Genomic DNA, 18202 nt, shown 5'->3' on the forward strand with positions numbered 1-18202 from the left:
ATTGACCCCGCCCCGCTTGGGAATCAGCGCACGCGCATGCCCGGCGTCGCGCCCGGCCACGGCTCCAGCACGTGGATGCCGGGGTGGGCCTTTTCGTCGCCATGGCTCGCGGCCAGCACCATGCCTTCGCTGATGCCGAACTTCATCTTGCGCGGCGCGAGGTTGGCGACCAGCACCGTGAGCTTGCCCGCGAGCTGCTCGGGCTGGTAGGCGGAGGCGATGCCGCTGAACACGTTACGGGTCTTGCCTTCGCCCGCGTCGAGCGTCAGGCGCAGCAGCTTGGTCGAGCCTTCGACCTTCTCGCAGGCCACGATCTTCGCGATGCGCAGGTCGATCTTCGCGAAGTCGTCGATGGTGATGGTGGGCGCGATGGCTTCGCCGCCGGGCAGCTCCTGCGCTTCCGTCGCGGCGGCGGGTGCTGCTGCGGGCGCCTCGGGCGCGTCGAACAGCTTGTCGACCTGCTTGGGGTCGGCGCGCTGCATCAGGTGCTTGTAGTCGCCGATGGCGTGGCCCGCGGGCAGCGACTGCGCCGCATCGGCCCAGACCAGCGGCGAGGTGTTGAGGAAAGCCTCGACGTTCAGCGCCAGCGCCGGCAGCACCGGCTTCAGGTACAGCGTGAGCAGGCGGAAGGCCTCGATGCACACGGTGCACACGTCGTGCAGGCGCGCCTCGGCGCCTTCCTTCCTGGCCAGCTCCCAGGGCTTGTTCTGGTCGACGTATTCGTTCACCTTGTCGGCCAGCGCCATCACCTCGCGCAGGGCGCGGGCGTAGTCGCGGCCGTCGTACAGCGTGTGGATCTGGGTGGCCGCGTCGCGCAGCGTGAACAGCAGCGCGTCGCCGTCGGCCGACACCTCGCCCAGCTTGCCGCCGAAGCGCTTGCCGATGAAGCCCGCGGCGCGGCTCGCGATGTTGATGTACTTGCCCACGAGGTCGCTGTTGACGCGCGCCACGAAGTCCTCGGGGTTGAAGTCGATGTCTTCGTTGCGGCCGTTGAGCTTGGCGGCGATGTAGTAGCGCAGCCATTCGGGGTCGAGCCCGATCGACAGGTACTTGAGCGGGTCGATGCCGGTGCCGCGGCTCTTGCTCATCTTCTCGCCGCTCACCGTCAGGTGGCCGTGCACGTACACGGCATCGGGTGCCTTGCGGCCGCTGAAGTGCAGCATCGCGGGCCAGAACAGCGTGTGGAAGGTGATGATGTCCTTGCCGATGAAGTGCACCTGCTCCAGGTCGGGGTCGGCCATGTACTCGGTGTACGAGATGCCGTCGCCGCCCAGTTCGATGCAACGCTTGTCCAGCAGGTTCTTCAGCGATGCCAGGTAGCCCACGGGAGCGTCGAGCCACACGTAGAAGTACTTGCCCGGCGCGTCGGGGATCTCGATGCCGAAGTAGGGCGCGTCGCGGCTGATGTCCCAGTCGCCGAGGCCGCCCTTGCCCTCGTCGTCCTTGTAGAGCCATTCGCGGATCTTGTTCTGCACCTCGGACTGCACGTGGCCGGGCGCGGCGGTCCATTCCTTCAGGTAGGCCTCGCAGCGCGGGTCGGAGAGCTTGAAGAAGAAGTGCTCCGAGCTGCGCAGCTCGGGCTTGGCGCCCGACAGGGCCGAGTAGGGGTTGATCAGCTCGGTGGGCGCGTACACGGCGCCGCACACCTCGCAGTTGTCGCCGTACTGGTCCTTCGAGTGGCAGTTGGGGCACTCGCCCTTGATGAAGCGGTCGGCCAGGAACATGCCCTTTTCAGGGTCGTAGAACTGCTCGACGCTCTTGGTGCTGATGAGGCCGTTGGCCCGCAGGTCGCGGTAGATGTCCTGCGCGAGCTGGTGGTTCTCGGGCGCGTCGGTCGAGTGCCAGTTGTCGAAGGAGATGTAGTAGCCGTCGAGGTAGGGCTTGCGGCCCGCGGCGATTTCTGCCACGAAGGCCTGCGGCGTCACGCCGGCCTTGTCGGCCGCGATGGTGATGGCCGCGCCGTGCGCGTCGTCGGCGCAGACGAAGTTGACCTCGGCGCCGTTCATTCGCTGGTTCCGCACCCAGATGTCGGCCTGGATGTATTCCATCATGTGGCCGATATGGAACTTGCCGTTGGCGTACGGCAGGGCGGTGGTAACGAAGAGCTTGCGCGGGGCGGACATCGGGAAGGGCGCTTTCGGAGTGGCTGACGGGGAACCGGGCATTTTAGGTGGCCGCGTCCGCCCATGGGTTTGATGGCAGCATCGCCCCCATGCCGCATGCCTTCGAACTTGCCGACTATGTCGCCGGATTCGCCGCTTCGCCCCTCGCTCCCTGGGCCGCTTCGCTCCCCTGGGAATTGCCGCCGCAAGCGCCCGAAATCGTTCGCCGCCTGCTGGCCGGGCTGCCCGCCGGCGAATACGCCATCGACGGCGAAGTGGCTGTGCACCGCAGCGCGACCGTCGAGCCCGGCGCGGTGCTCAAGGGGCCGCTGATCCTCGGGGCCGGCTGCTTCGTGGCCGCCGGGGCGTACCTGCGCGGCGGCAACTGGGTCGACGCGCGCTGCAGCATCGGGCCGGGCGTGGAGCTGAAATCGTCCTTCGTGTTTGCGGGCACGGCGCTCGCGCACTTCAACTTCGTCGGCGACTCGGTCGTGGGCGCGGGTGTCAACATGGAAGCGGGAAGCATCGTCTGCAACCACCGCAACGAGCGGGCGGACAAGCAGGTCTTTGTGCGCAGCAACGACGGCGGGGCGCTGCTGGGTACGGGCTGCGAGAAGTTCGGCGCTCTCATCGGAGACGGCGTGCGCATCGGCGCCAACGCGGTCATTGCGCCCGGTGCGCTGTTGCTGCCCGGCAGCGTTGTCGGCCGGGCTTCGCTGCTCGATCAGGAGGTGCCCGACGACTCGCGATGAGCTGAAAAATCGGTCCAATCCGCATGGCATCATTTCCGCTCCAAAACACAGGGAGGATTCGATGCACAGTGCTAAGTCATTTGGTTTCAAGGCGATTCTGGGCGCGGTATTTGCAGCCGCGGCGACCACCAGCGCCATCGCCGCTGCACCATCTTTTGCCGATTGCTTCAAGCTGAAGCCCGGCGTGAGCTACACGTTGAGCGACCGCTCGAAGATCCAGATCGTCAAGACCCAGTTCGCGGGCAAGGCGGCCATGAGCGTGGTGAGCACCGACGGCGGCGTCAAGACCGCGAAGTTCTTCGATGAAACCGGCCGCCAGCGGCTGGGTTCCGAGCAATACGGCGTCGCGGCCTTGGGCGGCAACGCCCGCAAGGTCGTCATCAAGGAAGTCTTCTCGGCACCGTTTCCCGAGGTTCCGGCCGACGTCAAGCCGGGCGGCACTTTCAAGCTGGCCGGCAAGGGCGTGAAGACGACGAGCGCGGGCAACGAGACCTTCGACTTCGGGAACAGGTACCAGTCCGAGCATGTCTTCGTGGGCTTCGAGAACCTGGAGCTGAAGCCGAACTACAACGCTCGCACTTTCGAAAACGTCTGCCATGTGCGCTCGCGCGGCGAGGACAACTCGGTCGACTCCTGGTACGCGCCTGAGTACGGTGTCATCAAGATGCAGGTGAAGACCGCCAAGGGCGATTCCCTCTTCAGCTACGAACTCGACGGCCTGGAAGAACGTTGAGGCGTGAAACGAATGCCGGCTGGGAAATCAGCCGCGCATCCCCTGGGGCATAAGGCTTTGGCCCCACGGTGCGGGCACGCCGTGGGATGATCCCGGCGTAGACCGCCCGGCGAGTGCGCGCGACCCCCGCCACACCCGATGCAGGGGAGCCGGTCTCCGCAAGTTCCTCGCCAACCGACCTGAGCGCCCAACCCATGACCACCTCCATTCCCGCAACCCTGATCCCCGGCGACGGCATCGGCCCCGAAATCGTCGACGCCACGCTGGCCGCGCTCGATGCGCTGGGCGCTCCCTTCGAATGGGACCGCCAGATCGCCGGCCTGGGCGGCGTGGTGGCCGCCGGCGACCCGCTGCCGCTGGCCACGCTGGACAGCATCCGCCGCACCCGCCTCGCGCTGAAGGGGCCGCTGGAAACGCCTTCGGGCGGCGGCTACCGCTCGTCGAACGTGCGGCTGCGCGAAGAGTTCCAGCTGTACGCCAACCTGCGCCCCGCGCGCACCATCATTCCGGGCGGCCGCTTCGACAAGATCGACCTGGTGGTCGTGCGCGAGAACCTCGAGGGCCTGTACATCGGCCACGAGCACTACGTGCCCATCGACGGCGACCCGCACGCCGTGGCCATGGCCACCGGCATCAACACCCGCCAGGGCAGCCGCCGCCTGCTGGAATACGCCTTCGAGACAGCCGTGGCCACGGGCCGCAAGAAGGTCACGATCGTGCACAAGGCCAACATCATGAAGGCGCTCACGGGCATCTTCCTGGAGACCGGCCTTGACCTGTACGAGAAGAAGTACAAGGGCAAGTTCGAGCTCGACACGGTCATCATCGACGCCTGCGCCATGAAGCTGGTGCTGAACCCCTGGCAGTTCGACATGCTGGTCACGACCAACCTGTTCGGCGACATCCTGTCCGACCTGGTGGCGGGCCTGGTCGGCGGCCTGGGCATGGCGCCCGGCGCCAACATCGGCGCCGACGCCGCGATCTTCGAGGCGGTGCACGGCTCCGCGCCCGACATCGCCGGCAAGGGCATCGCCAACCCGACCGCGCTGCTGCTGGCCGCCGCGCTCATGCTCGACCACGTCAGGCTGCCGGAGCTGGCCACGCGCCTGCGCACGGCCATCGACGAGACGCTGAACATCGGCAAGGTGCGCACCGGCGACCTGGGCGGCACGGCGGGCACCGAGGCATTCACGAAGGCGCTGGTCGGGCGCATCAAGGGCGGTTGAGTCGAGACATGTCCACTCCGTTGCCCGTCCTGTCCCTTCTCGAAACCCGTGTCCTCGGCGTGCTGGCCGAGAAGCAGCGCACCGTGCCCGACAGCTACCCGCTCACGCTCAATTCGCTGGTGTCGGGCTGCAACCAGAAGACCAGCCGCAACCCGGTGCTCGAACTCACCGAGTCGCAGGTGCAGGCTGCCATCGACAGCCTGAAGGGCTACAGCCTCGTCGCCGAAACCAGCGGTGGGCGCGCCTACCGCTACGAGCACAACATCGACCGCGTGCTGCGCATTCCGTCGCAGTCGGTCATCCTGCTGACCGTGCTGATGCTGCGCGGCCCGCAGACGGCGGGCGAACTGCGCATTGCCTGCGACCGCATGCACAACTTCGCCGACATCTCGTCGGTCGAGGGCTTCCTCAACGAACTGGCGGAACGCCCTGCCGGGGCGCTGGTCGTCAAGCTGGCGCGGCTGCCCGGCGCGCGCGAGAGCCGCTGGGCGCACCTGTTGAGCGGCACGCCGGCGGAAGAAGTCGCGGGGCCGGGGAGCGCGTCGTCCGACGCAGCCTATGCGCCGCACGACGTATCGCTCGGCGAGGTCGCGGCGCTCAAGGCCAACGTGGCGCGGCTCGAAACCGAGGTGGCGTCGCTCAAGGCGCTGCTCGGGCGTGTGTGCTCCGAGCTTGGAATTTCCGAAACGGACTGATTCCGGTACTTCACACGGGCTTCACGCAGCCCGCGCATCCGCTGCCTAACTTCGTGCCCATTGCGAACTCTTCAATGGAGCACCGGACATGGACACCGGACAGATCGTCACCTGGCGCGATCAAATGCCTTTCGACGACATCAGCCGGCGCATGCTCGGCTGGCTCGCGGCGCTGGCCGGCATCGCAAGCCTCTATGCTTTCTTCTGGTGGGCCGCCTCGGCCACCGGCTTCTTTTTCTTCGACGGCTGGTGGAACACCTGGCGCGGCCTGGGCACCGCGCTCGCGTTCCGCGATGCGGACTCGGCGTTCTACCTGCTGAGCTGGGTGCTGTCGGTCTTTGGCGGCCTGTTCGGCTGGGTCGCGCTGATCGGCTTTGCGGTGGCGCACCGGCGCGGCTGGGAGGCGGTGCCGGGGTGGATCAAGGCCGGCTGCCTTGTCGGCGCGGTGGCCGGGCTGGCCTTCGAGCCCGGACGGCTGCTGGCGCTGGCGCCCATCGTGTGCGCGGTGCTGATGCTGCTGCGCTCGATGCTGCCGGCGCAGCCCGCGCGCTGAAGATCGCGTCCTTCGGACTCGTTCCAGGTGTGTTGACGCGGCCCGACTCAGCCCCACGCAGGCACGCGGCGCAAGTACATCCGCACCAGCGTGCCCGCAAAGCCCTTCAGCAAGAATCGTTGCCTGTCCAGGGTGATGAAACCGGCACGTCGAGGCTCAGCTTCACCGGGTCCATCGTCACCAGCGTGCGAAAGCGCTTGACGTTGTTGCTCTGGAAGAAAAGCTGGCGGCTCAGGGCGGTGTATTGCGCCATGTCGCGCACCACGAAGACCAGGATGAAGTCCCACTCGCCCGTCACGTAGTAGCACTGCTGCACCTGCGGGCAGTCGCGGAAGCTCTGCCTCATGGCGTCGAGCAGCTCGATCTGCTCGCTCTCGGTCTCCACCTCGGCCACGATGGTGAGCGGATGGCCCAGCGCGGCGGGCGACAGGACCGCGCCGTAGCGCTGGATCACGCCCTCGTCGAGCATGCGCTTCAGCCGCCGGTTGACGGCCGCCGTCGACAGGTGCACACGTTCGCCGAGTTCGCTCTGCGGCATGCGGCTGTTGGCCTGCACGAGTTCGAGCAGGCGGAGGTCCAGGGCGTCCAGAGGTGTCATGCGAGGGCGGGGTGACGCAAAAACGTTGCGTCAATCGGCACGATTTTGCGCGCCCATACCGCTGTGTTGTCAATAGCATCTCGCCATGAACAATGCAGACACCCCCCTGCGCGACGAACTCACCGGCTGGCGCCGGCAGTTGCACGCCATGCCCGAAACCGGCTTCCAGGAAGCGGAGACCTCCGCCTTCGTGATCCGCGTGCTGAAGGCATTGGGCCTCGAGGTACACACCGGCATCGGCGGCACAGGCCTCGTCGCCAACCTGAAAGTGGGCAGCGGCAAGGGCGTGATCGGCCTGCGCGCCGAGATGGACGCGCTCGACATCGCCGAGCTGCCCACCGACCGCGCCTACGCCTCCACCGTGCCCGGAAAGATGCACGCCTGCGGCCATGACGGCCACATGTCGATCGTGCTGGGCGCCGCGCGGCTGCTGCGCGAGCGGCGCGACTTCGACGGCACCGTGCGCTTCATCTTCCAGCCTGCCGAGGAGCACGGCCGCGGCGCCAAGGCCATGATGGACGACGGCCTGTTCGAACGCTTTCCGGTCGACGAGATCTACGGCCTTCACAACATGCCCGGCATGCGCGCCGGCACCATCGCCACGCGCGTGGGCGGCATCATGGCCAGCGAAGACAACTTCGTGATCCACGTGAAGGGGCGCGGCACGCATGCCGCGCGGCCGCACATGGGCATCGACCCGATCGTCATCGGGGCGGAGATCGTGCTGGCGCTGCAGACCATCGTGTCGCGCACGCTCGACCCCGGCGCGCAGGCGGTGGTCTCGTGCACCGAGTTCATCACCGACGGCATCCGCAACGCGATTCCGTCGAACGTCGTCATCAAGGGCGACACGCGCAGCTACGACCCGGCCGTGCAGCAGATGCTGGCCACGCGCATGCGCGACATCAGCGAAGGCATCTGCCGCATGCACGGCGCCGAATGCGACTTCAGCTACACCCACGAGTTCGCGCCCACCGTGAACTGGGCCGAGTGCGTGACCTTCGCGGTGGCTGCCGCCACAGCCGTGGTGGGGGCCGGGAACGTCGACGCCGATGTGGTGCCGTTGATGGCGTCTGAGGATTTCGGCGCGTTCCTGCGGGCGGTGCCGGGTGCCTTCGTGTTCCTCGGCAACGGGGCCGACGGAGAGCCCGGCGGCACGCCGCTGCACAACAGCAGCTACGACTTCAACGACGAGGTGCTCGCGACGGGCGCCCGCTATTTCGCGGAGATCGTGCGCATGCGCCTTCCCCGATCGACCGGCACCGGGAGCTGAGCAGCATGTTTTTCACCAACCCCCGGGCAAGCCGGCGCGCCTACGACGAATCCCTGCGCGAAGTGATGAGCATCGCGCGCGGCAAGCAAAGCCGGCAGTGGCTGTCGAGCTGGAGCCGGCTTTCGCCGGAGCCGACGCCGGCATGGGCGCTGCCCCGGCTTGCCGCGCAACTGGGCATCGGCGCGCTGACCGTCAAGGACGAATCGAAGCGCTCGGCGCTCGGCAGCTTCAAGGTGCTCGGCGCGCCGGTGGCGCTGCTGCGGCTCGTGCTGCGCCGCTGGCCCGATCGCGGATGGACGCCCGGCGATCTGCTGGCGGGGCGGCATGCCGGGGCGCTGCGCGATTTCGTGGTCGTCAGCGCGACCGACGGCAACCATGGGCGTGCGCTTGCCGCCGCCGCGCAGAGCATCGGCTGCCGCTGCGTGATCGTGCTGCATGCGCAGGTGAGCCAGGAGCGCGAAACGCCCATCGCGCAACTGGGCGCCGAGATCGTCCGCATCGCGGGCAATTACGACGAGTCGGTCGAAGAAGCCGCGCGGCTTGCCGGGGCCAACGGCTGGGAGGTGGTTTCCGACACCTCCTACGACAGCTACGAAGAAGTGCCGCGCGACGTCATGCAGGGCTACGGCATCCTGGCCGACGAACTGCTCGAGCACGCCGCAGGCGACGGGCCGTGTCCGTTCACCCACGTCATCGTGCAGGGTGGCGTGGGCGGGCTGGCGGCCGGCGTGGCCAGCCATTTCTGGGAACGCTACGGCGCCGCGCGCCCGGCCTTCATCGTCGTGGAGCCCGAGCAGGCCGACTGCCTTCTGCAGAGCGCGCGAAGCGGCCGGCCCGCGCGTGCCACGGGCTCGGTCGACTCGGTGATGGCGGGGCTGGCCTGCGGAGAGACCTCGCCGCTCGCGTGGCGCTTCCTGCAGCCTGCGGTCGATCTGTTCATGACGGTGACCGATGCACAGGCAGAGCAGGCAATGCGCACCCTCGCGACCGGCGAGGCGGGCGATGTGCCGGTGCTCAGCGGCGAGTCCGGCGCGGCCGGCCTGGCGGCGCTGCAGGTGCTCGCGGCCGACCCCGATGCGCGCCGTGCCGCCGGCCTGGGCCCCGCGGCGCACGTGCTGCTGGTCAGTACCGAAGGCGCGACCGCGCCCGGCGTGTACCGCGCGATCACCGGGCGCTCGGGCGAAGAGGTGGTCGCGGCACAGGAGCAATGGCTGCTGCGCGAGCAGCGGTAGGCGCAAGCGCGTCCCGGCGCGTTGAGGCAACTGTCATCGACGGGCGTGCATACTCGCGCGCCCTCCACCCCCCGCATTGCTTCAACAAGGATCCCATGTCAGGACACGGCTTTCACGTGCACGGCCCGCACGATCACGAACTCGAACACGCCGCATCGGGCGGCGGCCACGGCCATGGGGCCGGCACCGCGCATGGCGACGGCGCGGCGGCGCAGGCCGGCGGCATGAGCATGACCAGCAAGATCGCGATGTGCACCGCGGTGATCGCCACCTTCGGCGCGATCTTCTCGTACATGGGCGGCGCCACGCAGGCCAACGCCGGGCTCTACAAGAACAACGCCGCGATCAAGAAGACAGAGGCGTCCAACCAGTGGAATTACTTCCAGTCGAAGAGCACCAAGCAGGCGCTGGCCGAGTTCGCGCGCGACACCGATACGGACGACAAGCGCCAGGGCTGGCAGGCCAAGGTGAGCCGCTACGAGCAGGAAAAGACCGAGATCCAGGCGGCCGCGAAGAAGCTGGAAGAAGAGGCGAGCCGCTGGGACGCCCAGTCGGAAGAGCAGATGCACCAGCACCACCGCTGGGCGCAGGCGACCACGGTGCTGCAGGTGTCGATCGCGCTGGCTGCCATTGCGCTGCTCACCAGGAAGAAGTGGCTGGAGCGCGCGATGTTCGGCGTGGCCGCCGCGGGTTTCGCAGTGGGCGTGCTCGCCGCGCTGCACGTCTAGGCCGGGCTTGCAGGGCTGCTCCAGCCGAAGAACCGCAGCACCTCGTCGCGCTGGCGCATGGCGTCGGCGCGGCCCAGCGCCATCAGCTCGCGCGTGTAGGCCGACTCGAACAGCAGGTAGCTGGCGAGTGCGCCGCCCTTCACGTCGGCGGCCACCTTCGAGCCGCCCAGCAGATATCGCACCGCACCGGGCAGGGCGTCGACATGGCGCGCCGCGATCACGTCGAGGCGCTCCGACGGTGAGATCACCAGCAGGTCGAGCGGACGCAGCCCGCTCGCCGCCCGCGCTCCCTCGGGAATGAGGCTCAGCGTGTGGTTCACCCGGTGCAGCCGCTCGATGTCGACCGCCAGCGCATCCAGGAAGATGCTCGACAGCGCATGGCCCGCGATCTGCGCCATCGTCGGATAGCCGGTGTGGGTGTTGGGGCCGGGGGCCTCGCGCGGTTCGTGCATGCGCCCGGCGCCGATCACCACGATGCGCTGTGCGCCCAGGTGGATGGCCGCTGCAATCGGGGCCGACTGGCGCATCGAGCCGTCGCCGAAGTACTCGATGTGGTCCTGCTGCATCGGCAGCGCGGTGGCCGGGAACACGAACGGAATGGCCGACGACGCCAGCAGGTGCGCATGCGTGATGCGGTCGCGCACCGAAATCCGCTGCGAGCGCACCCAGGGCTCCATGGGCACGGCCGCCTCGAAGAAGGTGACGTGCTCGCCCGAGCTGTAGCTAGAGGCGGTCACCGCCAGCGCCTGCACATGGCCGTCTTTCATGAGCTGGGGCAGTCGGTCGAGCTGCACCAGGCGCTGCAGCAGCTCGGCCAGCGGAGAGTTGTCCAGCAGCGACCTGGGCTTCACGCGCATCCAGTTGGCCGCGAAGCGCCCGAGCCCGAGCAGCACGCGCCATCGTGCGCCGCTGCCGATGACTGAAAGCGAGTCGGCCTTGTACACCTGCTCGGCACGGAACTGGCTCCAGACTTCGGCGATGTGCGCCACCACGTGGTCGAAGCTGTCGGCGCCGCAGGCCAGCGCGGCCGCATTGATGGCCCCGGCGGAGGTGCCCGTGATGACCTGGAAGGGATTGCCGGTGCCGGCGGCGGGGCCGACGGCGCGCCGGATCTCGGCGATGGCCTCCAGCACGCCCACCTGGTAGGCGGCCCGGGCGCCGCCCCCGGTGAGCAGGAGGCCGGTGACGGGGCTTGTCTCTGGCATTTTTTGGTTATTGAGGAGCTGTTCGATGAAGGCCCGGAGAGCGCACTAGACTACCGGCCATTCAGGAGTTTGATCAATGGCACTCACCCCAGAAGGGCTGACGGACGCGCTCAAGGCCGTCGCGGACCCTAACACCGGCAAGGAATTCGTGGCGAGCCGGTCGCTCAAAAACCTCCAGGTCTCGGAGGGCGACGTGTCCTTCGACCTCGAGCTCGGCTACCCCGCCAAAAGCCAGCATGCGGCCATCCGCAAGGCGCTGGTGGCGGCCGCCAAGGCGGTGCCGGGCGTGGAGAACGTGTCGGTCAACATCGTCACCAAGGTCATCAGCCATGCGGTGCAGCGCGGCGTGCAGCTGATGCCCAACGTCAAGAACATCATCGCGGTGGCCTCGGGCAAGGGCGGCGTGGGCAAGAGCACCACTGCCGCCAACCTGGCGCTGGCGCTGGCCTCCGAAGGCGCCACCGTGGGCCTGCTCGATGCCGACATCTACGGCCCGAGCCAGCCCATGATGATGGGCATCGAAGGCCGCCCCGACAGCGCCGACGGCAAGACCATGGAACCCATGGAACGCCACGGCGTGCAGGTCATGTCGATCGGCTTCCTGGTCGACCAGGACCAGGCCATGATCTGGCGCGGCCCCATGGCCACGCAGGCCCTGGAGCAGCTGCTGCGCCAGACCAACTGGAAAGACCTCGACTACCTGATCGTCGACATGCCGCCGGGTACCGGCGACATCCAGCTCACGCTGAGCCAGCGCGTGCCGATGACGGGCGCGGTGATCGTCACCACGCCGCAGGACATCGCGCTGCTCGACGCCAAGAAGGGCATCAAGATGTTCGAGAAGGTGGGCGTGCCGATCCTGGGTATCGTCGAGAACATGGCGGTGCACATCTGCTCGAACTGCGGCCATGCCGAACACATCTTCGGCGCCGACGGCGGCAAGAAGATGGCGGCCGAGTACCAGATGGAATACCTCGGCGCGCTGCCGCTGGACATCAAGATCCGCCTGCAGGCCGACAGCGGCGCACCCACGGTGGTGTCCGACCCCGAAGGCGACGTGGCCGGCATCTACAAGGCGGTCGCGCGCCGCGTGGCCGTCGGCATTGCCGAGAAGGCGAAGGACTTTTCCTCCAAGTTCCCCACCATCTCGATCAGCAAGAACACCTAGGCATGAACCTGCTCGCCTCGATGCGCTATCTGGTCGCGCTCAGCGAGCACAAGCATTTCGGCCGCGCCGCGCAGGCCTGCCACATCACCCAGCCGGCCCTGTCCAACGCGCTGCGTGCGCTGGAGAGCGAGTTCGGCGTCGTCATCGTCAAGCGGGCCCGGGTGTACGTGGGCCTCACGCACGAGGGCGAGCGCGTGCTGGCCACCGCGCAGCGCATGCTGCGCGAGAACGACGTGCTGCTGCAGGAGCTGCGCAGTGAAGAGGGCGACCCGCACGGGCGGCTGCGCATGGCGGCCGTGCCCACGGCCGTTCCCATGCTGTCGCGCTTCGCGGCCATGCTGCAGCAGCGGCATCCGGGCATCGTGCCGGCCGTGCTGTCGATGAGTTCGCAGGAACTGGAGACGGGGCTCGAGAGCCTGTCGGTCGACCTCGCGCTCGGCTACACCGAGCGCATGCACCTGCCGGGCATCAAGCTCACGGCCTGGCCGCAGAGCATCGAGCATTACTTCCTGCTGCGGCGTGCGAGTAAAGCGTCGGCCGACCATCTGCGCATCGGCAAGCCCATGCCTTGGGCCGAGGCCGGCAAGCTGCCGCTGTGCCTGCTCACGCCCGACATGCACAACCGCACCATCATCGACCAGGCGCTGCGCGAGGCCGGCGTGCCGGCGGCGCCGGCCATCGAGACCAACTCCGTGCTGTCGCTCGCGCTGGCCGTGAGCGTGGGCACGGTCAGCAGCGTGCTGCCGGGCGCGATGGTGGCGGCGGTGCGCAGCCACCGCGAGCTGGAGGCGCTGCCGCTGGTGTCGCCCGAGGTGCGCACGCCCATCGGCTTCATGACGCAGGACGGCGTGCGAAGTTCGCGCGCGCTCGATGCCGCGCTGGCGTTCCTGCAGACGCCCGAGTGGCAGGCGCAGGTGCAACAGCACAGCGGCACGCTCGGCGCCTAGCGCCTCACTCATTCAAAACTTGAATCTGGCCATGCGCTGATCGAATTTGACGGCGCATGAAGCGCTCACTCACACTCCGCGGCCAACATTCGGCAACAAATTACACATCAGGCGTACAAGGAGAAATATGGCAGGCTCATCTGCAGGCGTTCTTGAGGGAGAGCGCATCGGCGGAGGCGGATTGCAACAGCAACCCGGCTTCCTGGAAAAAGAACGCATCATCGCGGGCCCCGGTTTCAACCGCTGGCTGGTACCCCCGGCCGCACTGGCCATCCACCTGTGCATCGGCATGGCCTACGGCTTCTCGGTGTTCTGGCTGCCGTTGTCGAAGGCGCTCGGCACGGCCGGCACCGGCGCACAGGCCTGCGCCAAGGACATGAGCTTCTTCGCGGAGCTGTTCGCCACCAACTGCGACTGGCGAGTGGCCACGCTCGGCTGGATGTACACGCTGTTCTTCGTCTTCCTCGGCTGCTCCGCGGCCCTGTGGGGCGGCTGGCTCGAACGCGCCGGCCCGCGCAAGGCCGGCGTGGTGTCGGCGCTTTGCTGGTGCGGCGGCATGCTGCTGTCGGCACTGGGCATCCACCTGCACCAGTTCTGGCTGATGATCCTCGGCTCGGGCGTGATCGGCGGCATCGGGCTGGGCCTGGGCTACATCTCTCCGGTGAGCACGCTGATCAAGTGGTTCCCCGACCGCCGCGGCATGGCGACCGGCATGGCCATCATGGGCTTCGGCGGCGGCGCGATGATCGGTTCGCCGCTGGCGGTCGACCTGATGAAGCGCTTCTCCACGGCCACCGACGTGGGCGTGATGCAGACCTTCGTGGTCATGGCCATCGGCTACTTCGTCTTCATGATGGCCGGCGCGCTGGGCTACCGCGTGCCGCCCTCTGGCTGGAAGCCCGAAGGCTGGACGCCGCCCCCGGCGCAGACCAGCAACACCATGATCACGCAGCGCCACGTGCACGTGAAGAAGGTCTGGGGCATTCCGCAGTTCTGGCTCGTGTGGCTGGTGCTGTGCATGAACGTGAGCGCCGGCATCGGCGTGATCGGCATGGCCTCGCCGATGCTGCAGGAAGTGTTCGGCGGCGCGCTGATCGACCTGCCGGCCAAGTACGGCCAGCTCGACAAGGCCCAGCTGGCGGCCATCGCGGTGGTGGCGGGCGGCTTCACGGCGCTGCTGTCGCTGTTCAACATCGGCGGGCGCTTCGTGTGGGCGAGCCTGTCGGACAAGCTGGGCCGCAAGCTCACCTACACGGTGTTCTTCGTGCTCGGTGCCGCTCTGTACGCGAGCATTCCCTCGTCGGCCGGCGCGGGCAGCAAGCTGCTGTTCGTGGGCGCTTGCTGCGTGATCGTGTCGATGTACGGCGGCGGCTTCGCCACGGTGCCGGCGTATCTGGCCGACCTGTTCGGCACGCAGTTCGTGGGCGCCATCCATGGCCGCCTGCTTACCGCGTGGGCCACGGCGGGCATCCTGGGCCCGGTGGTGGTGAACTACATGCGCGAATACCAGCTGGGCCTGGGCCTGCCGCGCGAGCAGGTCTACAACCAGACCATGTACATCCTGGTGGGCATGCTGGTGATCGGCTTCATCGCCAACCTGCTGGTGCGCCCGGTGGCCGACAAGCACTTCATGACCGACGCCGAACTGGCCGTCGAGAAGAAGCTGGCGCACGAGAAGGCCTCCGCGGCCGAAGTCGGCAGCGGCTCTGGCCGCGCCGATGCGGTGAGCCCGCTGGTGGTGGCGCTGGCCTGGGTGGCGGTGGGCATTCCTCTGGCCTGGGGCGTCTACAAGACGCTGGTGAGCGCGGCCAAGTTCTTCAACTGACAGCTGCTCGGGCGACGCCGCTGCGGTCCAGCGGCGCGCCGTGATCGTTCTTGCATGGCGCTGGCGGGCCGCCGCGGGCTGACAATGTCGCCCCGCATTGGTTTACGCTTCGCGCCAACATGAAATCCAAAGTCCAGTTTCGCCTGCGCATCTACCGGGACGACGCCATTGCCATCGGCCCCGGCAAGATCGCGGTGCTCGAAGCCGTGGCTGAAACGGGGTCGATTTCCGCTGCGGCCCGGCTGCTGGGCATGTCGTACCGCCGGGCCTGGATGCTGATCGACGAGATGAACAAGGCTCTGGCCTCGCCGGCCGTGAACACCGCCGCCGGCGGCTCCCGCGGCGGTGGCACGGCGCTGACGCCGGTGGGCGAGGAAATCGTCAAGCACTACCGGGCCATCGAGAATGCCGCGCGCCTTGCCGCATCGGCCGACATTCGCGCGCTGACGCGTCTGCTCGCGCCATGAAGCCCGAAACCCTCGAGCGCGCCGGCTGGTTCGGTGCCAGGCTCGATCAGCCGCCGAGCACGCGATCCGACGACAGGATCGGCTGATCAGGGCGCAGCATCCGCTGCGTTGCGGCGCAATACTTCGCCGATGTCGTTGGCGTCGGCCTCGGCCACCAGGAAAGACTGGCTTTTGCCGTCGGGCGCTGTGATGGACAGTACCAAGCCGGCGGCGTCCATGGCACGCTCGATGCGCCATTCCTGCACCTGCGTCACGTGACGAAGCTCCGGCCTGCCGGAGATCGAACGTACAACGGTATCGTGGGCGGATTGGCGCATGGGTCCAGTGTGTCCAACGCTATATCCGCCAGTATATGAAGACCCGTCGGTTTGCGCACCCCCTTGAGTAATTGAGGGCTCAGCGTGTAACAATCAACGCTGTATTTCAATGAACACGACGAATTCGCTCATCGCCTCGACCGACTGGTTCCCGCTGGTGCTGTCGCTCAAGGTCGCCGCCGTGGCGACCCTTCTGGCGCTCGTCGTCGGCGTGGCGCTGGGCTGGATCTTCGCCCGCAAGAAGTTCTTCGGCAGCACCGTGCTCGAGGCCGTGTTCATGCTGCCGCTGGTGCTGCCGCCAACCGTCATCGGCTACGCCATCCTCGTGGCGGCCGGGCGCCGCAGCCCGCTGGGCGCGTGGCTGCGGGAGCACCTCGACTACACCATCATCTTCAGCTGGCACGGCGCCGTGGTGGCTTCGGCCGTGGTGGCGCTGCCGCTGGTGCTCAAGTCGGCCAGCGCGGCGTTCTCGGGCGTCGACCGTTCGCTCGAAGCCGCGGCCAGCACGCTGCGGCAGTCGCCGTTTTCGGTCTTCCTGCGCGTCACGCTGCCGCTGGCCTGGCCCGGCATCCTGGCCGGCACGCTGCTGGCGTTCGCGCGCGCCATGGGCGAGTTCGGCGCGTCGCTGATGGTGGCCGGCTCAATCCCCAAGCAGACCCAGACGTTGTCGATGGCTATCTACGACGCGGTGCAGGCGGGGCACGACGACCTCGCGCTGCTGCTGGTCATCGTCACTTCGCTGCTGTCGATCGCCGTGCTGGTGATGTCGAACCGCTTCTTCTCGCTTCGCTGATTTCGTGTTTCATTCATACCCATAAGGAGTTGCAATGCGTCCGTTCCGTCTCTTGTCCATCGTCGTTGCGCTCGCGCTGCCGCTGGCCGCAGCCGCGCAGCAGATCACCGTGTCTGCCGCGGCGAGCCTGACCGACGCATTCAAGGAAATCGGCCCCAAGTTCGAGGCCGCCAAGCCGGGCGCCACCGTGCGCTTCAACTTCGCCGCCTCGGGCGTGCTGCTGCAGCAGATCAGCCAGGGCGCGCCGGTGGACGTGTTCGCCAGCGCCGACCAGGACACCATGAACCGCGGCGTGGAGCAGAAGGTCATCGACACCGCCACGCGCAAGGACTTCGTCACCAACAGCCTGGTGCTGATCGAGCCCGCCAGGGACGCCGTGGGCGTGAAGACCCTGCAGGACCTGGGCGGCGCCAGCGTGAAGAAGATCGCCGTGGGCAAGGTCGCCACCGTGCCGGTCGGCCGGTACACCAAGCAGGTGCTCGACGGCGCCAACCTCTGGAGCGCGCTCGAACCCAAGTTCGTGCAGGCCGACAGCGTGCGCCAGGTGCTCGACTACGTGAGCCGCGGCGAGGTCGAGGCCGGCTTCGTCTACCGCACCGACGCGGCCGTGGCCGGCGACAAGGTCAAGATCTCCTTCACCCCCACCGGCCACACGCCCGTGACTTACCCGATCGCCGTGGTGGCCGACAGCAGGCAGAAGGCGCTGGCCGGCGACTTCATCGCGTTCCTGTCGACGCCCGCCGCGCGGGAAGTGCTCACGCGCTACGGATTCGGCAAGCCATGATCGATGTCGATCTGAAGCTCTCGGTGCAGGACGGGGCACGCCGCTTCGACCTGGCCGTGCGCTTTCAGACCGACGTGCCCTTTGCCGCGCTCTACGGCCCGTCGGGCGCGGGCAAGTCGCTCACGCTGCAGGCCATCGCGGGCCTGCTGCAGCCGTCCGCGGGCCATGTGCGGCTCGACGGCCGCACGCTTTACGACGCCGCGCGGGGCATCGACGTGCCCGCGCCGAAGCGCCGCATCGGCTACCTGTTCCAGGACTACGCGCTGTTCCCGCACCTCACGGTTCGCCAGAACGTCGGCTTCGGCCTGACCGCCTGGCATCGCCGCAACCCCCCCGCGAAGGATGCCGAGCGCGTGCAGGCGCTGCTGGAGAGCTTCGGCCTCACGGCGCTGGCCGACAGCCGTCCGGGCAAACTTTCGGGTGGCCAGCAGCAGCGCGTGGCGCTGGCGCGCGCACTGGCCTGCGAGCCGCAGGTGCTGCTGCTCGACGAGCCCTTCGCTGCGCTCAACCCCATGCTGCGCACCGAATTGCGCAACGAACTCGCGCAGGTGCGCAGGCAGTGGGGCATTCCGGTGCTGATGATCACCCACGACATCGAGGACGTGCTCGCGCTGGCCGACGTGGCCTTCGTCTACAAGGACGGCCAGGTGGTGCGCGAGATCGATCTGCACAGCGCCGAAAGCCGCGACTTTGCGCTGAACGACATCGCAGGCGTGCAGGAGGTCGAGGACACGCCGCTGCGCAGAAAGCTGCGTGGGTTGCTGATGCAGGACGTGCGAGGCGCCTGAGGCCGCGCTTCATTTC

19 protein-coding genes are annotated in these 18202 nt (G+C 67.9%); 15 read left to right on the forward strand and 4 right to left on the reverse strand.

Annotation, left to right across the window (positions count from 1 at the left end; genetic code table 11):
• Positions 1 to 23: 23 nt before the first annotated feature.
• Positions 24 to 2123, reverse strand: coding sequence for a methionine--tRNA ligase (metG, locus tag ACQY8B_RS03030; protein ID WP_422085335.1), 2100 nt, complete (start codon positions 2121 to 2123; stop codon positions 24 to 26).
• A gap of 89 nt (positions 2124 to 2212) precedes the next feature.
• Here metG and ACQY8B_RS03035 point away from each other — a divergent pair, with 89 nt between their 5' ends.
• From ACQY8B_RS03035 to ACQY8B_RS03055, 5 genes are all read left to right on the forward strand, one after another.
• A complete protein-coding gene (locus tag ACQY8B_RS03035; RefSeq protein WP_422085337.1) occupies positions 2213 to 2854 on the forward strand; it encodes an LpxA family transferase in 642 nt (213 codons plus the stop codon).
• A gap of 61 nt (positions 2855 to 2915) precedes the next feature.
• Positions 2916 to 3587: a hypothetical protein gene (locus ACQY8B_RS03040; RefSeq protein WP_422085338.1), complete on the forward strand. Its 672-nt coding sequence runs from the start codon at positions 2916 to 2918 to the stop codon at positions 3585 to 3587.
• 194 nt (positions 3588 to 3781) lie between these two features.
• Entirely contained in the window at positions 3782 to 4813 is a 1032-nt protein-coding gene (locus tag ACQY8B_RS03045; RefSeq protein ID WP_422085339.1) for an isocitrate/isopropylmalate dehydrogenase family protein, read from the forward strand.
• 8 nt (positions 4814 to 4821) lie between these two features.
• Positions 4822 to 5508, forward strand: coding sequence for a YceH family protein (locus tag ACQY8B_RS03050; protein WP_422085340.1), 687 nt, complete (start codon positions 4822 to 4824; stop codon positions 5506 to 5508).
• Positions 5509 to 5596: 88 nt separating this feature from the next.
• On the forward strand, positions 5597 to 6061 hold the full coding sequence (locus tag ACQY8B_RS03055; RefSeq protein ID WP_422085341.1) for a hypothetical protein: 465 nt from the start codon (positions 5597 to 5599) through the stop codon (positions 6059 to 6061).
• Between the two features lie 106 nt (positions 6062 to 6167).
• Here the strand turns inward: ACQY8B_RS03055 and ACQY8B_RS03060 are convergent, their stop codons facing one another.
• Complete coding sequence (locus ACQY8B_RS03060) at positions 6168 to 6659, reverse strand: Lrp/AsnC family transcriptional regulator (protein ID WP_422085342.1); 492 nt, start codon at positions 6657 to 6659, stop codon at positions 6168 to 6170.
• 85 nt (positions 6660 to 6744) lie between these two features.
• On the opposite strand from ACQY8B_RS03060, the gene ACQY8B_RS03065 reads away from it, so the two are divergent.
• The 3 genes from ACQY8B_RS03065 (at position 6745) to ACQY8B_RS03075 (ending at position 9892) form a co-directional block, all read left to right on the forward strand.
• On the forward strand, positions 6745 to 7932 hold the full coding sequence (locus ACQY8B_RS03065; RefSeq protein ID WP_422085343.1) for a M20 aminoacylase family protein: 1188 nt from the start codon (positions 6745 to 6747) through the stop codon (positions 7930 to 7932).
• Positions 7933 to 7937: 5 nt separating this feature from the next.
• Positions 7938 to 9164: a diaminopropionate ammonia-lyase gene (locus ACQY8B_RS03070; protein WP_422085344.1), complete on the forward strand. Its 1227-nt coding sequence runs from the start codon at positions 7938 to 7940 to the stop codon at positions 9162 to 9164.
• Between the two features lie 95 nt (positions 9165 to 9259).
• Entirely contained in the window at positions 9260 to 9892 is a 633-nt protein-coding gene (locus tag ACQY8B_RS03075; RefSeq protein ID WP_422085345.1) for a DUF4337 domain-containing protein, read from the forward strand.
• Here ACQY8B_RS03075 and ACQY8B_RS03080 read toward each other — a convergent pair.
• The gene (locus tag ACQY8B_RS03080) at positions 9889 to 11097 is read right to left on the reverse strand and encodes a patatin-like phospholipase family protein (RefSeq protein ID WP_422085346.1); all 1209 of its coding nucleotides are present in this window, start codon (positions 11095 to 11097) and stop codon (positions 9889 to 9891) included. The two genes, ACQY8B_RS03075 and ACQY8B_RS03080, sit on opposite strands and share 4 nt — an antisense overlap.
• Positions 11098 to 11173: 76 nt before the next feature.
• Between ACQY8B_RS03080 and apbC the strand changes: the two genes are divergently transcribed.
• The 4 genes from apbC (at position 11174) to ACQY8B_RS03100 (ending at position 15504) form a co-directional block, all read left to right on the forward strand.
• Positions 11174 to 12265 (forward strand): iron-sulfur cluster carrier protein ApbC, encoded by a 1092-nt coding sequence (gene apbC, locus ACQY8B_RS03085; RefSeq protein WP_422085347.1) that lies wholly within the window; start codon positions 11174 to 11176, stop codon positions 12263 to 12265.
• 2 nt (positions 12266 to 12267) lie between these two features.
• Positions 12268 to 13212: a LysR substrate-binding domain-containing protein gene (locus ACQY8B_RS03090; RefSeq protein ID WP_422085348.1), complete on the forward strand. Its 945-nt coding sequence runs from the start codon at positions 12268 to 12270 to the stop codon at positions 13210 to 13212.
• A gap of 127 nt (positions 13213 to 13339) precedes the next feature.
• A complete protein-coding gene (locus ACQY8B_RS03095) occupies positions 13340 to 15037 on the forward strand; it encodes an OFA family MFS transporter (protein ID WP_422085349.1) in 1698 nt (565 codons plus the stop codon).
• 119 nt (positions 15038 to 15156) lie between these two features.
• Entirely contained in the window at positions 15157 to 15504 is a 348-nt protein-coding gene (locus ACQY8B_RS03100) for a winged helix-turn-helix domain-containing protein (protein ID WP_422085350.1), read from the forward strand.
• Between the two features lie 86 nt (positions 15505 to 15590).
• Here the strand turns inward: ACQY8B_RS03100 and ACQY8B_RS03105 are convergent, their stop codons facing one another.
• Positions 15591 to 15821, reverse strand: a complete 231-nt coding sequence (locus ACQY8B_RS03105; RefSeq protein WP_422085351.1) for a hypothetical protein — start codon at positions 15819 to 15821, stop codon at positions 15591 to 15593.
• Between the two features lie 109 nt (positions 15822 to 15930).
• On the opposite strand from ACQY8B_RS03105, the gene modB reads away from it, so the two are divergent.
• The 3 genes from modB to ACQY8B_RS03120 are packed head-to-tail and all read left to right on the forward strand — an operon-like array spanning position 15931 to position 18186.
• Positions 15931 to 16614 carry a molybdate ABC transporter permease subunit gene (gene modB, locus ACQY8B_RS03110; protein ID WP_422085352.1) on the forward strand — a complete coding sequence of 228 codons (684 nt, stop codon included), beginning with the start codon at positions 15931 to 15933 and terminating at the stop codon, positions 16612 to 16614.
• A 34-nt stretch (positions 16615 to 16648) separates the two neighbouring features.
• Positions 16649 to 17398, forward strand: a complete 750-nt coding sequence (gene modA, locus ACQY8B_RS03115) for a molybdate ABC transporter substrate-binding protein (protein ID WP_422085353.1) — start codon at positions 16649 to 16651, stop codon at positions 17396 to 17398.
• Positions 17395 to 18186 carry an ABC transporter ATP-binding protein gene (locus ACQY8B_RS03120; RefSeq protein ID WP_422085354.1) on the forward strand — a complete coding sequence of 264 codons (792 nt, stop codon included), beginning with the start codon at positions 17395 to 17397 and terminating at the stop codon, positions 18184 to 18186. Before modA ends, ACQY8B_RS03120 begins: the two co-directional genes overlap by 4 nt.
• Positions 18187 to 18202: the final 16 nt, after the last annotated feature.

Origin of the sequence: Variovorax sp. (assembly GCF_965279555.1) — a bacterium.
Taxonomy (GTDB): Bacteria; Pseudomonadota; Gammaproteobacteria; order Burkholderiales; family Burkholderiaceae_C; genus Variovorax.